Source organism: Bacteroides timonensis, from assembly GCF_000513195.1.
GTDB classification, from domain to species: Bacteria; Bacteroidota; Bacteroidia; order Bacteroidales; family Bacteroidaceae; genus Bacteroides; species Bacteroides timonensis.
Genome location: NZ_CBVI010000015.1, coordinates 72,826 through 92,051, shown reverse-complemented (window position 1 = coordinate 92,051; position 19,226 = coordinate 72,826). Strand labels below are relative to the sequence as shown.

Below are 19,226 nucleotides of genomic sequence, written 5' to 3'. Positions count from 1 at the left end.
ATCTTTGCTTAGAAACGAAGATAAGCTGCACCTCTGCATAAAAAATGAACGAGTTCATTTTATTCTGCTTTCGGTTTGCATTATCTTTGTACCAAGATACCTGCAAGTGAGGATATTTAATAATTAGATTGTTATGGCAAAAATAGCAAAGAACCTGACGGAACTTATCGGTCGTACTCCGCTTATGGAATTAGTGGAATACAGTCGTAAATATGGACTGAAACAGAATATTATCGCAAAGTTGGAAGCGTTCAATCCGGCTGGGAGTGTGAAGGATCGTGTGGCGCTTGCCATGATCGAAGATGCAGAAGCGCGCGGAGCACTGAAGCCCGGTGCGACGATTATAGAGCCTACCAGTGGAAATACCGGTGTGGGATTGGCGATGGTTGCTACAATCAAAGGATATCACCTGATGCTCACGATGCCCGAAACCATGAGTATAGAGCGTCGTAATCTGCTGAAAGCACTGGGTGCTGAAATTGTACTGACAGATGGATTGACCGGTATGGCAGGCTCTATTGCAAAAGCGCAGGAGTTGAGGGCGTCTATTCCTGGTTCAATCATCCTTCAACAATTTGAAAATCCTTCTAACGCACAGATTCATACGCTTACTACAGGTGAAGAAATCTGGACGGATACAGACGGAAAAGTGGATGTGTTCGTAGCCGGAGTGGGAACAGGCGGAACCATCTGCGGAGTGGCACGTGCCTTGAAAAAACATAATCCGGATGTGTATATTGTTGCTGTAGAACCGGAATCTTCTCCTGTTCTGGAAGGCGGAGTGGCAGGGTCGCATCGTATTCAGGGAATCGGAGCCAATTTTGTTCCTGCTATTTATGATGCCTCTGTTGTAGATGAAGTGCTTCCTGTGCCCGATGATGAAGCAATTCGTGGCGGACGCGAGTTGGCGTCTACCGAAGGATTACTGGCGGGCATATCTTCCGGTGCGGCTGTATATGCAGCGCGCTTGCTGGCACAACGTCCGGATTTTGCGGATAAGAAGATTGTAGTTCTTCTGCCTGATACGGGAGAGCGTTATCTGTCGACAGAGCTGTTTGCATTTGAAACTTATCCGCTGGATTAGTTATCCTTATTAAACGTTTCGTTGCGTATTAGGGAACAAAGTGTTTCCTCGTGTGAAACAAACTGTTTCAAGCGATGAAACAAACAGTTTCTCGGTGTGAAACAAGCAGTTTCAAGCAATGAAACAAGCAGTTTCAAGCAATGAAACTAACAGTTTCAAGTAATGAAACAAATGATTCCCTGCCTCGAAACATAATCTTTAAATAAATTAAATATGAAGAAGTCTGTTCTTTCTTTCCTTATATATATAATAGGTGTATCTCCTGTGTTTGCCCAAACCTACCAGGAACTTTCGGACCGTGCCATTGCTTGTACGGAACAAGATAGTCTGGCACAGGCGGAAAATTATATCCGCCAGGCTTTGAAACTGGAACCAGCTAATCCGCATAATGCCTTATTGTTTTCTAATCTCGGTACTATCCAACGTCGGCAACGGGATTATGATCAGGCTTTAGAATCCTACACGTATGCCTTGAACATTGCTCCACGGGCTGTTCCCATTCTCTTGAATCGTGCCGCGCTGAATCTTGAAATGGGACGGAATGAGCAGGCACGTGTAGACTATTCTTTAGTGCTGGATCTGGAAAAGGATAACCGGGAAGCACTCCTGATGCGTGCTTATATTTATGTGACCCAGCGCGATCTCAAGTTTGCCCGGGCAGATTATGAACGATTACTGAAGCTTGATCCTCAGAATTATAATGCCCGTTTAGGACTCGCCACTCTGGAGCAAAAAGATGGAAACTTACAGAAAGCCTTGGAGATATTGAATAAGATGTTGGTAGAAGATCCGCAGGATGCAGCCTTATACGTAGCACGTGCGGGGATAGAACAGGATATGCAGCATGTTGATCTGGCAATGATTGATCTGGAAGAAGCTCTAAAACTGAATCCTTCGCAGACGGAAGCCTATCTGATGCGCGGACAGATCTATCTGTCCCAGAAGAAGAAAAATTTGGCAAAGCAGGATTTTGAGAAAGCAATGTCTCTTGGAGTGCCGCAGGCGGATCTCAGGGGATTGCTACAGCAATGCAAATGATAAGTGGTTGGCATCTTTAGTATATTATTTGACTCCTTTCTGCACGGGTTATGAACAAAACGATAATCCGATATGATAAGCACCTCTAATATAAATAATAAATATTTATAAAACAAAACATTTGCGAGATCAGTCGCATACTTAGGGGGGCTCAGTATGATACTTAGGGTACCTCAGTATCATATTGAGGTTCCCTAAGTATCATACTGAGATAGCTTGATTATAACACGCTTGATAATCAAGTATTTACAAAACTAATCTTTGGTGGTTATAAATTAGAACAAATAAACTATTGAAATAATGAATTAATTCGTTTCTTTCCGGTTATGAATTAATTCCGCCAACAAGTATTAAACGTATTTCTTGATTAACTCGACAAAATCCTTCCCGTATTTCTTCTTTTTATATTCACCGATTCCGCTGATATTGCCGAATGCTTCCATTGTAATAGGGCGGGCGGTGCTGAGTAAATGCAATACCTTGTCGGACAGTACAATATAAGCCGGTAGTGCTTCTTGATCTGCGAGCCTTTTCCGTAACGCACGCAGGGCCTCGAAAAGTTCTTCACTTTCCGTGTTCGGTAACCCCAATGGTAGCTCTCTGACCGGAATGGTTGATTTTTTCTTTCGTCCTTTGGTGGATGCGAACTCTTCACGCCGGATTACTGCCAACCGTGCTTGCGCCCGCCCGAAGAGAACATCATTACCGCTGCTTGTTATTTTCAGATGGTTGTTCTCGTTGTATGCTATTTCAAAATAACCCAGTTGTAGCATTTGTAACAAGTAGTCCTGCCAGTCACGGGCAGGAACTTCACGTCCGGCACCGAAAGTTTTCAGTTGCTGGTAGCCTTTTTCCGATACATCCGGAGTATTATTTCCGCGCAAGATATCTACAAGAATACTCGTGCCGATCTGCTGTTCCGTACGGACGATAGCACTTAGAGCTTTTTGTACAATCACAGTTCCGTCAAAACGTTGGGGTGGATTCTTGCAGACATCACAGTTCCCGCAATCCTCTGTAGTGGCTTCTCCGAAATAACTCAACAGGATGCGACGCCGGCAAACATCAGCTTCAGCATATTGTTGCATACGTTGTAACTTCTCCAGATTGATACCTTGTTGACCGCTTTCCGTCGCAAACTTGGTTAATAGAATGAGGTCGGCCAGAGAATAAAATAAGAGAGTATCACTTGGCAACCCATCTCGTCCGGCACGCCCAATCTCCTGGTAAAAACTCTCTATACTCTTAGGCAGATTGTAATGGATGACCCAGCGCACATTACTTTTATCAATTCCCATACCGAAAGCAATCGTGGCACAAACTATTTGTACACGGTCGTTGATGAAATCATCCTGTGCTTCATCCCTTCGGGCGGAGGATAATCCGGCATGATAAACGGCTGCACGAAACCCTTGTTTTTGCAGCATTTGTGCCACTGTCTCCGTTTTGCTGCGACTCATGCAATAGATGATGCCGCTTTCACCGCGATGGCGACCAATGAAATCCAGTATGGCTTTACTTTTTTCTTTCTGTTGGTATCCCCGTTTTACGGTAAGGCTCAGGTTGGGACGGTCGAAAGAAGAGATGAAAACCTTCGGCTGATTGAGGTGTAACTGCCGTACAATATCTTCACGTGTAATTTTATCTGCTGTAGCTGTAAGAGCTATGACCGGAATCTTTGGAAACATCTCGCGTATGAATCCCATTTGTGCATATTCCGGACGAAAATCATGCCCCCATTGTGAAATGCAATGCGCTTCATCGATGGCAAATAATGAGATGTGCATATCTCTTAAAAGATAGTTGGCTTCTGCTATTAATTTCTCAGGCGAAATGTAGAGTAATTTCAGCTTTCCTTCCATGCAAGAACGGCGTAGGGCGGCATTTTCCGTCTCGTCGTTACTGCTGTTCAGAGCGCCCGCAGCTACACCGTTGGCACAAAGTGATTCCACCTGATCTTTCATCAGGGAAATTAAAGGGGAAACCACGACGGCAGTTCCTTCGCATAACAGGGCTGGAAGCTGGTAACAAATGGACTTTCCACCTCCGGTAGGCATTAATACCAAGGAATCTTTTCCGGCCAGTAATGTGCGGATAATCTCTTCTTGTAAGGGGCGGAAACTATCGTAACCAAAATATCGTTTAAGCGTCTGTATCATTTTCGTTGATAAAGTTTTATCCTGCAAAGGTACATTAATTATTGTATATAAAACAAGCTGATAAACGTTTTCATTTTATATCATAACCCCTTTTGCAAAAGTTAAAGTTTCTTATTAAATCGGCTTAAATACTACATTTCAACCTTTTTCGTTGTTTATAGATCAAAAATATGTACGAGAAAAGTTGCGTATTAGAAAAAAATGTCAGACTTTTGTAAAGTCTAAAGGAAAATCCTTCGGGCTTTCATTTTTTAACAAACCCTAACCAGTTAATTCAAATGAGTGATTTAGAAAACAAGAATCAGGAAGCGGCTACTAAGAAGCGCCCCTATAACCTGAGAGAGAAAAAAGAGAAGAATGCTGCTTACCGCTCGTTGATTCGTCCGGAATTGGCAGATGAATTGTATGACAAGATATTGAATATCGTAGTTGTGCAGAAGAAGTACAAAGATCCCGATTACTCGGCTAAAGACTTGGCGAAAGAGTTGAAAACTAACACTCGCTATCTGTCTGCTGTCGTAAATTCTCGTTTTGGTATGAACTATTCATGCCTATTGAATGAGTACAGAGTAAAAGATGCTAAGCATTTATTGACGGACAAGAGATATGCCGACAAGAATGTAGAGGAAATTAGCACGATGGTAGGTTTTGCCAACCGTCAGTCTTTCTACGCTGCATTTTACAAGAATGTAGGTGAAACTCCTAACGGATATCGTAAAAAACACGCAGATAAAAAACAATAATTCTGCGTAGAACAATGTATAAAAAGGAAATATTCCGGAGCAACTGTTTCGGAATACTTCCTTTTCGTCTTTTCTAAATACCAACTCACATATCTCCCGACACATGAAGAAACAACTAATAGCATGTGCCGCTTTTGCATTGCTGACAGCTTGTAGCGGTTCGAAGACAACAACTGCCGAGGCAGATAAATTTGATTATACAGTGGAACAATTTGCAGACTTACAAATATTACGTTACCGGGTTCCCGGTTTCGAGAACTTGTCGCTCCAACAGAAAGAGCTGGTGTATTACCTTACGGAAGCTGCTTTGCAGGGCCGTGACATTCTTTTCGATCAGAATGGAAAATATAACCTGCGCATTCGGAGAACGTTGGAAGCTGTTTATACAGGATATAAAGGAGACAAAAATACGCCTGATTTTAAGGCGATGGAAGTGTACCTTAAACGTGTGTGGTTCTCTAATGGCATTCATCATCATTATGGTTCTGAGAAGTTCGTGCCGGGTTTTGCTCCCGAATTTTTCAAAGAGGCTGTGCTGAGCGTAGATACCTCTACATTGCCGCTGGCTGAAGGACAAACCGTGGAGCAATTATGCGATGAATTATTTCCGGTTATTTTTGATCCGGCTGTGATGCCGAAACGCGTGAACCAGGCAGCAAGAGAGGACTTGGTGCTGACTTCTGCTTGCAACTATTATGACGGTGTGACACAGAAAGAAGCTGAAGGCTTCTATAATGCAATGAAAGATCCGAAAGACGAAACGCCTGTTTCTTACGGTCTGAACAGTCGTCTGGTGAAAGAGAACGGCAAGATTCAGGAAAAGATTTGGAAAGTGGGTGGTCTGTACGGACAGGCTATCGATAAGATTGTATACTGGCTGAAGAAAGCGGAAGGCGTAGCTGAAAATCCGGAACAGAAGGCTGTGATTGCCGAACTGATAAAGTTTTATGAGACCGGTGATCTGAAGACTTTTGATGAATATGCTATCCTTTGGGTGAAAGATTTGAATTCCCTTGTGGACTTTGTGAATGGATTTACTGAAAGCTATGGTGATCCGTTGGGTATGAAGGCAAGCTGGGAATCATTGGTAAACTTTAAGGATATGGAAGCTACGCATCGTACTGAGATTATCAGTGGCAATGCGCAATGGTTTGAAGATCACTCTCCGGTAGATAAACAATTCAAGAAAGATGAAGTGAAAGGTGTTTCCGCCAAGGTGATTACGGCTGCTATTCTGGCCGGTGACCTTTATCCGGCAACGGCTATCGGTATCAATTTGCCTAACTCCAACTGGATACGTAGCCATCATGGTTCTAAATCTGTGACTATCGGTAATATTACGGATGCATATAATAAGGCGGCCCATGGCAACGGATTCAATGAAGAGTTTGTATATAGCGATGCCGAATTGCAGTTGATAGATAAATATGCCGATCTGACAGGCGAACTCCATACGGACTTGCATGAATGTTTGGGACATGGTTCCGGAAAGTTGCTTCCGGGAGTTGATCCGGATGCTTTGAAAGCCTATGGCTCTACGATCGAGGAAGCGCGTGCGGACTTATTCGGTCTGTATTATGTAGCTGATCCTAAGTTGGTAGAATTGGGACTGACACCCAATGAAGATGCTTACAAAGCAGAATATTATACTTATCTGATGAACGGCCTGATGACACAGCTGGTTCGCATTGAACCGGGTAATAATGTGGAAGAAGCCCACATGCGTAATCGTCAGCTCATTGCCCGCTGGGTGTTTGAGAAAGGTGCGGCGGATAAAGTAGTAGAATTGGTGAAGAAAGATGGTAAGACTTATGTGGTGGTGAACGATTACGAAAAACTGCGTGAACTCTTCGGTGAATTACTGTCCGAGATCCAACGTATCAAATCAACAGGCGACTATCAAAGTGCGCATGATTTGGTAGAAAGCTATGCAGTGAAGGTAGATCCGGCTTTGCATGCCGAAGTTCTGGAACGTTATAAGAAACTGAATCTGGCTCCGTACAAGGGATTTGTAAACCCGAAATATGAAGCAGTGGTAGATGCAGCCGGTAAGATAACCGACGTAAAGGTGACTTATGACGAAGGTTATGCGGAACAAATGTTGCGTTACAGTAAGGATTATTCTAATCTGCCTTCTATTAATAATTAACTATAAATCATTGTTTTGTGGATCTACATGAACAACTGAAAGAAATAAAGACACAGCTCCGCCTCTCTATGAACGGGGCTGTGTCTCAAAGTATGCGTGAAAAGGGGCTGGTCTATAAATTGAATTTCGGTGTAGAACTTCCCCGTATCAAGGCAATTGCCGAAGGGTATGAAAAAGATCACTCATTGGCGCAAGCTTTGTGGAAAGAGGATATCCGTGAATGTAAGATTCTGGCAGGGCTGTTGCAGCCGGTAGACAGCTTCTTTCCGGAGATTGCTGATATCTGGGTGGAAAATATTCAGAATATTGAAATAGCGGAACTTACTTCTATGAATCTGTTCCAGCATCTTCCTTATGCTCCTGCGAAGTCTTTTCAATGGATTGCCGATGAGCGGGAGTATGTACAGACGTGCGGTTTTCTCACCATTGCCCGCCTGCTGATGAAGAAGGGAGATATGAATGAACGTACTGCGAACGAATTTCTCGACCAGGCAGTTTGCGCTTTTATTTCCGGTTCCTACCACGTGCGCAATGCAGCTATGGCGGCCATTCGCCGCTTCATGCAGCATAGTGAAGAACATGCTTTCCAAGTGTGCCGTCGGGTGGAAGAGATGGAACATTCCGAATCGGAAGCCGAACAGTTGCTATATAATCTTGTGAGAGAAGAAATAGAATAAAGTGATAGGGTGATTACTCTATCACTCTTTTTTTGTTTTTTTCCCCTTTCTCATTTGCTTTCCGCAAAAAAGGCTTAACTTTGTTGGCTGTAAAAAACTGCGCCGCCAAAATGGAAAGTCAGAATGTGAAAGATACGGTAAAGCAGATATTCACTGAATATCTCAACGCGAACGGGCATCGCAAGACTCCCGAACGCTATGCCATACTCGATACTATCTATTCCATTGATGGTCATTTTGACATCGATACGCTTTATTCGCTGATGGCTGACCAGGAGAATTTCCGTGTGAGCCGCGCGACTCTTTACAATACTATTATCCTTCTCATCAATGCACGACTGGTAATCAAACATCAGTTCGGAAACTCCTCCCAATACGAAAAGAGCTATAACCGTGATACGCATCACCATCAAATCTGCACGCAGTGTGGCAAGGTGACTGAATTTCAGAACGAAGAGTTACAGCAGGCGATTGGGAATACTAAATTGAGTCGGTTCAGTCTGTCGCATTATTCGCTTTACCTGTATGGATTGTGCAGTAAGTGCGACCGCGCTAACAAACGTAAGAAGAAAAATAATAACCATAAGAAAGAAAAATGAAAGTAGATGTTCTATTAGGATTACAATGGGGCGACGAAGGCAAAGGCAAAGTCGTTGACGTATTAACTCCGAGATACGATGTCGTGGCTCGCTTCCAAGGCGGACCGAATGCCGGACATACACTCGAGTTCGAAGGGCAGAAGTATGTGCTCCGTTCTATTCCCTCGGGAATTTTCCAAGGTGACAAGGTGAATATCATTGGTAATGGCGTAGTGCTTGATCCGGCTCTCTTCAAGGCAGAGGCTGAAGCATTGGAAGCATCCGGTCATAACCTGAAAGCGCGCTTGCATATCTCTAAGAAAGCGCATCTCATCTTGCCGACCCACCGCATATTGGACGCCGCTTACGAAGCTGCGAAAGGTGATGCTAAAGTAGGCACAACGGGTAAAGGTATCGGCCCTACTTATACCGATAAGATTAGTCGTAACGGTGTGCGTGTAGGTGATATCCTGCATAACTTCGAACAGAAATATGCTGAAGCCAAAGCTCGTCATGAGCAAATTCTGAAAGGTTTGAATTATGAGTATGACCTGACAGAAATTGAAAAGGCCTGGATGGAAGGTATTGAGTACCTGAAGCAATTCCCGTTGGTAGACAGCGAGCATGAAATCAATAACCTGCTGAACGATAATAAGTCAGTACTTTGTGAAGGTGCTCAGGGGACGATGTTGGATATCGACTTTGGTTCATATCCGTTCGTTACTTCTTCCAATACTATTTGTGCAGGTGCATGTACCGGTTTGGGTGTGGCTCCTAATAAGATTGGTGAAGTCTATGGTATCTTCAAAGCATACTGTACACGTGTAGGTGCAGGTCCGTTCCCGACGGAACTGTTTGATAAGACAGGTGACCAGATTTGTACACTGGGACATGAGTTCGGTTCAGTAACAGGTCGTAAACGTCGTTGCGGTTGGATTGACTTGGTGGCGTTGAAGTATGCCATTATGGTAGACGGTGTTACCAAATTGATCATGATGAAGAGCGATGTACTCGATTCATTCGAAACAATCAAAGCCTGTGTAGCTTATAAAGTAAACGGTGAAGAAATCGATTATTTCCCGTATGACATCAGCGAAGGTCTTGAGCCGGTTTATGTTGAGTTGCCTGGTTGGGAAACTGACATGACGAGAATGCAGAGCGAAGATGAATTCCCAGAAGAATTCAATGCTTACCTGACATTCCTGGAAGAACAACTTGGTGTGCCCATCAAGATTGTTTCCGTAGGTCCTGATCGTGGACAGACGATTGAACGTTATACAGAAGAGTAAGCCTAATTATATTATAATGAGATTACATCAGTATACATGCTGATGTAATCTCATTTTTTATTAACCCATCCGCATACTTATGATGAAAACACACCTTCTTTTATCCCTTTTGTTTGCAGCATCCTTTTTGCCTGCAAAAGCGCAGACTTATCAACCGTCTGCCGAGAATCTGAAAACCCGTCAGGAGTTTCAAGACAACAAGTTTGGAATATTTCTGCACTGGGGACTATACTGTATGTTGGCTACCGGTGAGTGGACGATGACCAATAAAGATTTGAACTATAAAGAATATGCCAAACTTGCCGGAGGTTTCTATCCTTCCAAGTTTAGTGCGGCTGAATGGGTAAGTGCCATTAAGGCATCGGGAGCCAAATATATCTGCTTTACGAGTCGTCACCATGAAGGGTTCTCTATGTTTCATACCAAGTATTCTGATTATAATATTGTAGATGCAACCCCTTTCAAGCGCGATGTAGTAAAAGAATTGGCAGACGAATGTCATAAACAAGGTATTCGGCTTCATTTCTATTACTCCCATATCGACTGGTATCGTGAAGATGCACCTTGGGGACGTACAGGGCGTGGAACCGGAAGACCTAATCCGAAGGGAGATTGGAAAAGCTATTATACTTTTATGAATAACCAGCTGACGGAGTTGTTGACGAACTACGGTCCGATAGGTGCTATCTGGTTCGATGGCTGGTGGGATCAGGATGCTAATCCGGATTTTGATTGGCAGCTACCGGAACAATATGCGCTGATACATCGCCTGCAACCTGCTTGTCTGGTAGGGAACAACCATCATCAGGTACCTTTTCCAGGGGAAGATATACAAATTTTCGAGCGTGATCTGCCGGGGGAAAACAGTGCCGGACTATCTGGGCAAGATGTCAGTCACCTGCCTCTGGAAACTTGTGAAACCATGAATGGGATGTGGGGATATAAGATTACCGATCAAGATTATAAGTCAACGAAAACATTGATACATTATCTGGTGAAGGCTGCCGGAAAGGATGCAAATCTACTGATGAATATCGGCCCTCAACCGGACGGATGTCTGCCGGAAGTGGCAGTTCGGAGGCTGAAAGAAGTGGGAGAGTGGATGAAAGTGTATGGCGAAACGATTTATGGCACTCGTGGCGGTATTATTCCTCCACATGATTGGGGAGTGACAACACAAAAGGGAAACCGACTTTTTGTTCACATCCTGAACTTGAAGGATAATGCGCTTTATCTTCCATTGGATGGAAAAATGGTGAAGAAGGGCTTTCTGTTTAAAGATCAATCCCCGATACGAATTGCCCGTACCGGACAGGGAGTGGTATTGCAATTACCGGAAGTTCCCGTAGATACGGATTACGTGATAGAGTTACAACTTGTTGGGCAGTAGTCGGTTTTCGCTAATTCTTCCTAAAATATAAGGGAAACTGTAGTAAAGCTCACGGTTTCCCTTTATTTTTGGCAGACAATTTGTATTATATATAACAAACGACACATTTTTAATTACTAAAAACAGAAAAAGATTATGGAAGGAATGATAGGAATACAATGGATTATCTTTATTGGTATAGCTGTAGTCAGCTGGCTGGTGCAAATGAACTTGCAGAACAAGTTCAAGAAGTACTCCAAGATCCCTACCGGTAATGGAATGACGGGTCGTGATGTTGCCCTTCAGATGCTACATGACAATGGAATTTATGATGTTCAGGTGACACATACGCCGGGACAACTGACAGATCACTATAACCCTGCCAATAAGACAGTAAACCTGAGTGAAGGTGTATATGAAAGTAATAGTATCATGGCTGCTGCCGTTGCCGCTCACGAGTGTGGTCACGCAGTGCAGCACGCACGGGCTTATGCTCCCCTGACTATGCGTAGTAAGCTTGTACCGGTGGTATCGTTTGCTTCGCAGTGGATGACCTGGTTGTTGCTGGGTGGTATCTTGCTGTTGAACACGTTCCCGCAGTTATTGCTGGCAGGTATTATCCTGTTTGCTATGACCACACTGTTCAGTTTCGTCACTTTGCCGGTGGAAATAGACGCAAGTAAGCGTGCATTGGTATGGTTGAGCCGTTCGGGTATTACGAACTCTTACAATCATAAGCAAGCTGAAGATGCGCTTCGTTCCGCTGCTTATACCTATGTGGTGGCTGCATTGGGTTCATTGGCAACGCTGATTTATTACATTATGATATTTATGGGACGCAGAGACTAATTGTCGATTTTTCCCTAGTTGGGAAACAAAAGAGACCATCTACTCACTCGAATAGATGGTCTCTTTGCATTTACAGATGGTCTGTCCGTATTGAACAGACCATCTGTTTTTTATTCCGTCAGTTGGAACTTGCGACTGACCTTCATCAGGTTGATTGTATAAGTAACAACGTTCTGGGCTTCCTGTATCATTGTCAGATAAACCATGCTGACCTTGATGCTGCCGGCCTGACTTTGAATGCGTTGTAACTCTTCACGCTTCAGGTGCGATAATTGTCCGTTCAGATCATTCGCTTTCCGGAGTTCATTCTCAAAGCTTTCATAATCGTTATTTTCCATCTTGTGACGGCAAACTTGTAATAAGTAGATTATATCTTCCGTAACGTCAGAGAACTCACCTTTTTGAATGGCATCCAGTGGCTTGAAGTTATTATCGATATGTTCAAGGCAGGGTTCGCAAAGTCGTCCGATACTATAAACCAGTTCGCTGGCAAAATCATTGCCTTGATAATAATAAAGACCTTTTTCTAATACGGTGTTGTTATCCAGACGACACATGGCAAGGGTTCCGGTGCGTTTCATCTGTTTGATGAGTTGCTTCTCGAATTTAACCGATCCCATGGAGCGACGCAATCCGCGGAGATTCTCGTGCAGGAATGCGGTTACGGTACGCTCCAGATTTTCTTCAGTAAATGCCAGTATCTTCACCAGTTCTTCGCGGGTATGTTTGCGCAATAAGTCCAGAATCTCTTCGTTGTCACTGCTCTGCATCAGTTGTTTGATGGTTTCATTACCTTTTTCTTTGGCTTTGCGTTTCTTGTACATCACCTGACTGCGGATCAGGGAGAACACTGCCAGACCGATCAATGCAATGATGGCAACCGTACCCCCGAAGTGAATAACCAGTGCTACGAAGAAGCAGATGGTGAATGCGGCACCGGCTGTAATGAACCAGCCACCAATAACGCTCAGTACGCCTGTTATACGGAATACTGCGGTATCGCGTCCCCAAGCACGGTCGGCAAGTGAGGTACCCATAGCAACCATGAAGGTTACGTAAGTGGTGGAGAGGGGAAGTTTCAATGAAGTGCCCAGCGCAATGAGCAAACCTGCCAATACCAGATTTATTGAAGCGCGAACCAAGTCGAATGCACCACCGTCTGCAATGATGGCCTCGTCTTTGCGAAAGCGAGTATCGAGCCACCGTCTACTACTTTCGGGCATTATTTTGGAAATTCCATTGGATAATGTAAGGCTGAATCGTACCAAGGTACGGGCGATAGGGGTACTACCGAAGTTCTCTTCACCTTCATCCTGGCGGGAAAGGTCAACGGACGTTTTGATCACATTGTGCGCTTTTTTAGAAGTGCAAAGGGCATAAACCATGATAGCGCCTGCACCGAAAAGGAAGTACCACGGCGTTTTGGCAGGTCCCAGCAGTGAAGTCATCAGGAAACCATCCGGATCTGTGCCGGCTCCATTGGTTGTATAATCTATAAAAGACGAATATCCGGCAAGAGGTACACCGATAAAGTTAACCAGGTCATTGCCGGCAAAAGCAAGAGCTAGGGCGAAAGTACCCATTAGTACTACAATCTTGAAGACATTCACCTTCAGCCAGTGCAGTACTTGCATCAGTATGGTGAAGAATACAAAAAAACAGCTGATGAGCATTACAGTGTTGTCCTGTATCCAATGCTTATTATCAGCTGTCATGAATGAACTGTCTTTTAATCCTTTGATGAGCATGAAATAAATGATAGAGGTTGCGGCGATACCTCCGAAAATCCCGATGCTGTACTTCATCTTTTTGGTATAGTTGAAAGTAAAGATGACGCGTGCCAGCCACTGCACCAACATACCGAAGAAGAAAGCGATGGCGACGGATAGGAAAATACCCATGATGACAGATAGAGCCTTATCCGTATTAATCAGATCACCCAAACCGATCGCATCATTACTGTGCGCTTTAATCAGAGCCAAGGCAAAGGTACCACCCAGTAATTCAAACACCATCGAGACTGTGGTGGAGGTCGGCATTCCCATAGTATTGAAAACGTCCAGCAAAACAACGTCGGTTAACATGACTGCCAGCAGGATGCACATGATCTCGGCAAAGTAGAAATGTTGCGGCTGATAGATGCCATGTCGGGCAATGTCCATCATACCATTGGACATCGCCGCTCCGATGAATACACCAACCCCGGCTATAAAAAGCATGGTTTTGAAAGATGCTGCCTTTGCTCCGACAGCCGAGTTTAAGAAATTGACCGCATCATTACTGACGCCCACAATGAGGTCGAACGCCGCAAGGACGAACAGGAAGATGACAATGCATAGATAAATAGTTTCCATAATAATGTATTTTATTTCTGGCTGCAAAGGAACGTAAATCGTGTTGCAGAGAAATGTCATACATATTACATAGATGTTACAAAACTATTCGGTTTTCTCCTTCAGGTATTCATAAAAAGTATATTGTGAACGTACTTTTTCCTTTTGTGGATGAGCTGATTTCCAACAGTTACGCAGATTCTCATCTACAAAACAGGCTTTACGCTTATCTGAGAGCTGGATAGAAAGCATATCTATCAATTCCTGTTTTGCATCCGGGTCCAGTATGGGGGTGACGGCCTCGATGCGACGGTACAGATTACGCCGCATCCAGTCCGGTGAGCCGAGGAATAGTTTCGGATTTCCTCCATTACCGAAATACCATATACGCGCGTGTTCCAGAAATGTATCCACAATACGTGTGACACGAATGTTACGACTGTATGTTTGCCCCGGTATCAGGCAGCAGATGCCACGGACAATCAGGTCTATTTCCACACCGGCTTGTGAGGCTTCATACAGACGGTTTATCATGGTAGGATCTTGCAGTGCATTCATCTTTAGTATGATGCGACCGACTTTTCCTTTTTTCGCCAGTTCCATTTCATGATCAATCAGACGGTTCAGTTCCGGTATCAGGTTAAAACGGGCTACCAGTAAGCGATGGAATTTCAGGTTTTCTTTGCCTTGAAGGGTACGGAACAAGTTGTACAGATCGTTCACGATGATTCGGTTACAGGTAAATAGACCACTGTCTGCGTAGAGTGTAGCAGTCTTTTCATTGAAGTTACCGGTGCTGATATAGGCATAACTGGTTAGTTTCTTCCCTTCCGCGTCGCGCCGAAGGACGAGGGCGACCTTGGCATGTACCTTTAATTTAGGAATACTATATATGATATTAATGCCCGAAGCTTTCATCATTTCAGCAGTGGCAAGGTTGTTTTCTTCGTCGAAGCGGGCTTTCAGTTCCACAAAAACAGTAACCTTTTTGCCATTCTGTGCGGCAGCTATCAGAGTATTGATTACAGCGGAGTTCTCGGCAACCCGGTATTGTGTTACCATGATTTCACGCACGGTAGGTTCGTGTACGGCTTCGTACAGGAAGTGGATGAAATGTTCGAATGAATGGTAAGGATAATGTAACAGCAAATCCTTTTTCTCCACATAGCGGAATATGGATTCCCGTTCATCCAGACAGTTTATCTTCATCGGTTGCGGCTTCCGTATAGGGTGTATATTGGGGTTGGGATTAGGCAAATGGCGCAAGTCTTCCAGGTTGAGATGCTTGTCTCCCGGAACCAACTCCCGGCGGTCGATATGGAAAGCGTCTACCAGGAAATCAAGAAAATCCTGCGGCATGGCACGGTCGTACACAAAGCGGCACACATCTCCTATCTTGCGTTTCTTTACTTTTGTCTTTACCTGTTCGATGATTTCGGAAGTGTTGGCGGCATCGTCTATCAGTATATCCGCATCGCGCGAAATCTTGATGCAATAACTGCTTTCTACATCATAGCCCGGGAAGATAACATCCAGATTAGCCTTGATGATATCCTCTATGAACATCAGATAATAGTTGTTTCCTACTTTGGGTAACTCTATGAAACGTGGTACTTTGCTGTACGGCTGTTTCATTACGAAATATTGCGTACGTCCCGGAGCACCGGGCGGCAATCCTTTCTGTTGAAGACGGACGGCAAGATACAGACGGTTATCGCGCAGAAACGAAATGACCTTGTCCTTGGACACCGGCACAGGTTGCAGGAACGGGAAAATTTCTTCCCGGAAGAAACGTCGCACGAAGTCGTGATGGAAGGGTTCCACATTTCGGCTCTGATAGAAAATGATATGATTTTTCTTCAGGGCAGGAAGTATCTTTTGCTCGTAGATACGGATACGGTCCTCCATTTGCCGGTTTACTTCAAGGTTTATCGCATCCACCAGTTCGATGGTAGACTGTACGGTTTCCTCGTCACTTTGTGCGGCACCGGTAGCTATTGCTTTATGGTCGGCAACACGTATTTTGTAGAATTCTTCCAGGTTGGAAGAATAAATGGATATAAAGTTAATGCGTTCATACAGAGGCAAGGTGTCATCTTCCGCTTCCAACAGAACACGGTAATTGAATGACAGCCAACTAATGTCCCGTTTAAAATATTGATATTGGTTTTCCATACTCATCAAGATTTGCCCAAATATAGTTACCTTTGCACAGATAAACAAAAGAAAGATGACAAAAGTTGGTTTATTATCCGATACACACGGATATTGGGATGAAAAGTATCTGCAATATTTCGAAACGTGTGATGAAATCTGGCATGCCGGTGACATCGGTTCGCTGGAAGTGGCGCAGAAGTTGGCGGCATTCCGTCCTTTCCGTGCCGTGTATGGCAACATTGACGGGCAAAACATCCGTCAGGTTTATCCGCAAATCAGCCGTTTTACTGTTGACGGTGCCGAAGTGCTGATAAAACACATTGGCGGCTATCCGGGCAATTACGATCCTTCCATACGGGGAAGCATTCTGGTGCGTCCGCCCAAACTTTTCATTAGCGGACATTCTCATATATTGAAGGTGAAGTATGACAAAACACTGGATATGCTGCACATCAATCCGGGTGCTGCAGGCATGTCCGGATTCCATAAGGTACGCACAATGGTACGTTTCATTATTGACAATGGAGTGTTCAAGGATCTTGAAGTAATAGAGTTGGCAGGTTGAGAAAGCTCCTAAAAATAAATTAAATTATTTTGTACTACATTTGCTTTGCATTATCTTTGCGACCTGAATAGCAAATTGAGAGCCGTGGGGCTTGGTCCTCCTTCTTATTTTATTCTATATTTGTATCAACCGAAAAAAGAACTGAAATATGAAAGGAATTATTCTTGCCGGTGGTAGCGCCACCCGCCTTTACCCCTTATCAAAGGCTATTTCCAAGCAGATTATGCCGGTTTATGACAAGCCGATGATTTACTATCCGCTTTCCACGCTTATGTTGGCGGGGATACGCGAAGTGTTGATTATTTCCACTCCACGTGACTTACCCATGTTTCGCGAATTGCTCGGTACGGGTGAAGAACTCGGAATGTCCTTCTCTTATAAGATACAGGAGAAACCCAACGGACTGGCACAGGCTTTTGTTCTGGGTGCCGAGTTTTTGAACGGTGAACCGGGATGTCTTATCCTAGGTGATAATATGTTCTACGGTCAAGGTTTCTCTGCTATGCTGAAGCGTGCAGCTTCCATAGAGAAAGGCGCATGTATCTTCGGCTATTATGTAAAGGACCCGCGTGCCTATGGCGTGGTGGAATTCGATGCCGACGGCAAAGCCATTTCGCTCGAAGAGAAGCCTGCGCAACCCAAAAGCAACTATGCCGTGCCCGGTCTTTATTTCTATGACTCTACTGTCACTGCCAAGGCTGCCGCTTTGAAACCATCTGCCCGTGGCGAATATGAAATCACCGATCTTAACCGCTTGTATCTGGATGAAGGTACACTGAAAGTAGAAATCTTCGGCCGTGGTTTCGCATGGCTCGATACGGGTAACTGTGACAGTCTGTTGGAAGCAAGCAACTTTGTGGCTACCATACAGAACCGACAAGGTTTCCGCGTCAGCTGTATCGAAGAAATAGCCTGGCGCAAAGGTTGGATAGATGCCGATCAGTTATATCGTCTTGGTGAACAACTCGGCAAAACGGAATACGGTACATACCTGATGGAACTTGCCAATTCCCACCGTTGAGAAAATCATAAATCATAAATTATAAATCATAAATCAATGAAGACTTATCTCGTAACCGGTGCAGCCGGGTTTATCGGCGCGAATTATATCAAGCACATTCTGGCAAAGCATGATGATGTCAAACTTGTGATACTGGATGCTTTGACTTATGCCGGCAACCTCGGTACCATCGCCAAAGACATTGATGATGAACGTTGTATCTTCGTGAAGGGTGACATTTGCGACCGTGTATTGGCTGACGAACTGTTTGCCAAGTTCAAATTCGACTATGTGGTGAACTTTGCCGCTGAAAGTCATGTAGACCGCAGTATTGAAAATCCGCAGCTTTTCCTGGTTACTAACATTCTGGGTACGCAGAATCTGCTGGATGCAGCGCGTCGTGCCTGGGTGACGGGTAAGGATGAAAATGGTTATCCTACCTGGCGCAAAGGTGTACGCTATCATCAGGTTTCTACCGATGAAGTATATGGCTCATTGGGTGCCGAAGGATACTTCACAGAGCAAACTCCGCTTTGCCCACACAGTCCTTACAGTGCTTCCAAGACAAGTGCCGATATGGTGGTTATGGCTTATCATGATACGTATAAGATGCCGGTAACCATTACCCGCTGCTCCAATAACTACGGTCCGTATCATTTCCCCGAAAAGCTGATTCCGCTGATTATCAAGAATATTCTGGAAGGAAAGAAGCTTCCTGTTTATGGTGACGGTAGCAATGTGCGCGACTGGTTGTATGTGGAAGACCACTGCAAAGCTATCGACCTGGTAGTTCGCGAAGGCGTAGAAGGTGAAGTGTACAATGTAGGCGGTCATAATGAAAAGACCAACCTCGAAATCGTGAAGTTAACTATTGCCACTATCCACCGATTGATGACAGAGAAACCGGAATATCGTGAAGTGCTGAAGAAGAAAGTGAAGGATGAAGACGGTCAGATTGATATCAGCTGGATTAATGAAGACCTGATTACCTTCGTGAAAGACCGTCTCGGCCATGACCAGCGCTATGCCATCGATCCGGCAAAGATCACTGCCGCTTTGGGCTGGTATCCCGAAACGAAATTCGAAGACGGTATCGTGAAGACTATCGAGTGGTATCTGAATAATCAGGACTGGGTGGAAGAAGTAACCAGCGGTGATTATCAGCACTATTACGAGAAGATGTACGGAAAGAAATGATAGAGTGATAAAATGATAGGATGATAAAGTGATGTAACT

The 19,226-nt window shown here is 44.3% G+C and carries 15 protein-coding genes; 12 read left to right on the top strand and 3 right to left on the bottom strand.

Features of this window, described 5'->3' with window-relative positions; translation table 11 throughout:
* Positions 1-133 precede the first annotated feature (133 nt).
* Together cysK and BN161_RS04940 are read left to right on the top strand one after the other, a co-directional pair.
* The gene (cysK, locus tag BN161_RS04945; RefSeq protein ID WP_044263505.1) at positions 134-1,084 is read left to right on the top strand and encodes a cysteine synthase A; all 951 of its coding nucleotides are present in this window, start codon (positions 134-136) and stop codon (positions 1,082-1,084) included.
* A 213-nt stretch (positions 1,085-1,297) separates the two neighbouring features.
* Complete coding sequence (locus BN161_RS04940) at positions 1,298-2,122, top strand: tetratricopeptide repeat protein (RefSeq protein ID WP_044263504.1); 825 nt, start codon at positions 1,298-1,300, stop codon at positions 2,120-2,122.
* A gap of 350 nt (positions 2,123-2,472) precedes the next feature.
* On the opposite strand, the gene recQ is transcribed toward BN161_RS04940, so the two are convergent.
* Complete coding sequence (gene recQ / locus BN161_RS04935; protein WP_044263503.1) at positions 2,473-4,281, bottom strand: DNA helicase RecQ; 1,809 nt, start codon at positions 4,279-4,281, stop codon at positions 2,473-2,475.
* 278 nt (positions 4,282-4,559) lie between these two features.
* Here recQ and BN161_RS04930 point away from each other — a divergent pair, with 278 nt between their 5' ends.
* The 7 genes from BN161_RS04930 (at position 4,560) to BN161_RS04900 (ending at position 11,935) form a co-directional block, all read left to right on the top strand.
* Positions 4,560-5,024 carry a helix-turn-helix domain-containing protein gene (locus BN161_RS04930; RefSeq protein WP_007214984.1) on the top strand — a complete coding sequence of 155 codons (465 nt, stop codon included), beginning with the start codon at positions 4,560-4,562 and terminating at the stop codon, positions 5,022-5,024.
* Between the two features lie 103 nt (positions 5,025-5,127).
* Entirely contained in the window at positions 5,128-7,173 is a 2,046-nt protein-coding gene (locus tag BN161_RS04925; RefSeq protein WP_044263502.1) for a dipeptidyl-peptidase 3 family protein, read from the top strand.
* A gap of 17 nt (positions 7,174-7,190) precedes the next feature.
* A complete protein-coding gene (locus tag BN161_RS04920; protein ID WP_007217266.1) occupies positions 7,191-7,850 on the top strand; it encodes a DNA alkylation repair protein in 660 nt (219 codons plus the stop codon).
* A gap of 110 nt (positions 7,851-7,960) precedes the next feature.
* Positions 7,961-8,449 carry a Fur family transcriptional regulator gene (locus BN161_RS04915; RefSeq protein ID WP_007214981.1) on the top strand — a complete coding sequence of 163 codons (489 nt, stop codon included), beginning with the start codon at positions 7,961-7,963 and terminating at the stop codon, positions 8,447-8,449.
* Positions 8,446-9,717, top strand: coding sequence for an adenylosuccinate synthase (locus BN161_RS04910; protein WP_007217267.1), 1,272 nt, complete (start codon positions 8,446-8,448; stop codon positions 9,715-9,717). Before BN161_RS04915 ends, BN161_RS04910 begins: the two co-directional genes overlap by 4 nt.
* Before the next feature lie 82 nt (positions 9,718-9,799).
* Positions 9,800-11,107: an alpha-L-fucosidase gene (locus BN161_RS04905; RefSeq protein ID WP_044263517.1), complete on the top strand. Its 1,308-nt coding sequence runs from the start codon at positions 9,800-9,802 to the stop codon at positions 11,105-11,107.
* A 135-nt stretch (positions 11,108-11,242) separates the two neighbouring features.
* Positions 11,243-11,935, top strand: coding sequence for a zinc metallopeptidase (locus tag BN161_RS04900; protein ID WP_007214977.1), 693 nt, complete (start codon positions 11,243-11,245; stop codon positions 11,933-11,935).
* Between the two features lie 110 nt (positions 11,936-12,045).
* On the opposite strand, the gene BN161_RS04895 is transcribed toward BN161_RS04900, so the two are convergent.
* Positions 12,046-14,289 (bottom strand): inorganic phosphate transporter, encoded by a 2,244-nt coding sequence (locus BN161_RS04895; RefSeq protein ID WP_044263516.1) that lies wholly within the window; start codon positions 14,287-14,289, stop codon positions 12,046-12,048.
* 84 nt (positions 14,290-14,373) lie between these two features.
* Positions 14,374-16,443, bottom strand: coding sequence for an RNA degradosome polyphosphate kinase (locus BN161_RS04890; protein WP_044263515.1), 2,070 nt, complete (start codon positions 16,441-16,443; stop codon positions 14,374-14,376).
* 55 nt (positions 16,444-16,498) lie between these two features.
* On the opposite strand from BN161_RS04890, the gene BN161_RS04885 reads away from it, so the two are divergent.
* The 3 genes from BN161_RS04885 (at position 16,499) to rfbB (ending at position 19,187) form a co-directional block, all read left to right on the top strand.
* Positions 16,499-16,990 carry a metallophosphoesterase family protein gene (locus BN161_RS04885; RefSeq protein WP_044263501.1) on the top strand — a complete coding sequence of 164 codons (492 nt, stop codon included), beginning with the start codon at positions 16,499-16,501 and terminating at the stop codon, positions 16,988-16,990.
* Positions 16,991-17,138: 148 nt separating this feature from the next.
* Positions 17,139-18,011, top strand: coding sequence for a glucose-1-phosphate thymidylyltransferase RfbA (gene rfbA, locus BN161_RS04880; RefSeq protein WP_007214972.1), 873 nt, complete (start codon positions 17,139-17,141; stop codon positions 18,009-18,011).
* Between the two features lie 36 nt (positions 18,012-18,047).
* Positions 18,048-19,187, top strand: coding sequence for a dTDP-glucose 4,6-dehydratase (gene rfbB / locus BN161_RS04875; RefSeq protein ID WP_044263500.1), 1,140 nt, complete (start codon positions 18,048-18,050; stop codon positions 19,185-19,187).
* Positions 19,188-19,226: the final 39 nt, after the last annotated feature.

What these genes read in the sequence shown, in the direction of transcription:
- cysK (WP_044263505.1), top strand. Translation starts at nt 134, where the DNA reads ATGGCAAAAATAGCAAAGAACCTGACGGAACTTATCGGTCGTACTCCG.
- BN161_RS04940 (WP_044263504.1), top strand. Translation starts at nt 1,298, where the DNA reads ATGAAGAAGTCTGTTCTTTCTTTCCTTATATATATAATAGGTGTATCT.
- recQ (WP_044263503.1), bottom strand. Translation starts at nt 4,281, where the DNA reads ATGATACAGACGCTTAAACGATATTTTGGTTACGATAGTTTCCGCCCC.
- BN161_RS04930 (WP_007214984.1), top strand. Translation starts at nt 4,560, where the DNA reads ATGAGTGATTTAGAAAACAAGAATCAGGAAGCGGCTACTAAGAAGCGC.
- BN161_RS04925 (WP_044263502.1), top strand. Translation starts at nt 5,128, where the DNA reads ATGAAGAAACAACTAATAGCATGTGCCGCTTTTGCATTGCTGACAGCT.
- BN161_RS04915 (WP_007214981.1), top strand. Translation starts at nt 7,961, where the DNA reads ATGGAAAGTCAGAATGTGAAAGATACGGTAAAGCAGATATTCACTGAA.
- BN161_RS04910 (WP_007217267.1), top strand. Translation starts at nt 8,446, where the DNA reads ATGAAAGTAGATGTTCTATTAGGATTACAATGGGGCGACGAAGGCAAA.
- BN161_RS04905 (WP_044263517.1), top strand. Translation starts at nt 9,800, where the DNA reads ATGAAAACACACCTTCTTTTATCCCTTTTGTTTGCAGCATCCTTTTTG.
- BN161_RS04900 (WP_007214977.1), top strand. Translation starts at nt 11,243, where the DNA reads ATGGAAGGAATGATAGGAATACAATGGATTATCTTTATTGGTATAGCT.
- BN161_RS04895 (WP_044263516.1), bottom strand. Translation starts at nt 14,289, where the DNA reads ATGGAAACTATTTATCTATGCATTGTCATCTTCCTGTTCGTCCTTGCG.
- BN161_RS04890 (WP_044263515.1), bottom strand. Translation starts at nt 16,443, where the DNA reads ATGGAAAACCAATATCAATATTTTAAACGGGACATTAGTTGGCTGTCA.
- BN161_RS04885 (WP_044263501.1), top strand. Translation starts at nt 16,499, where the DNA reads ATGACAAAAGTTGGTTTATTATCCGATACACACGGATATTGGGATGAA.
- rfbA (WP_007214972.1), top strand. Translation starts at nt 17,139, where the DNA reads ATGAAAGGAATTATTCTTGCCGGTGGTAGCGCCACCCGCCTTTACCCC.
- rfbB (WP_044263500.1), top strand. Translation starts at nt 18,048, where the DNA reads ATGAAGACTTATCTCGTAACCGGTGCAGCCGGGTTTATCGGCGCGAAT.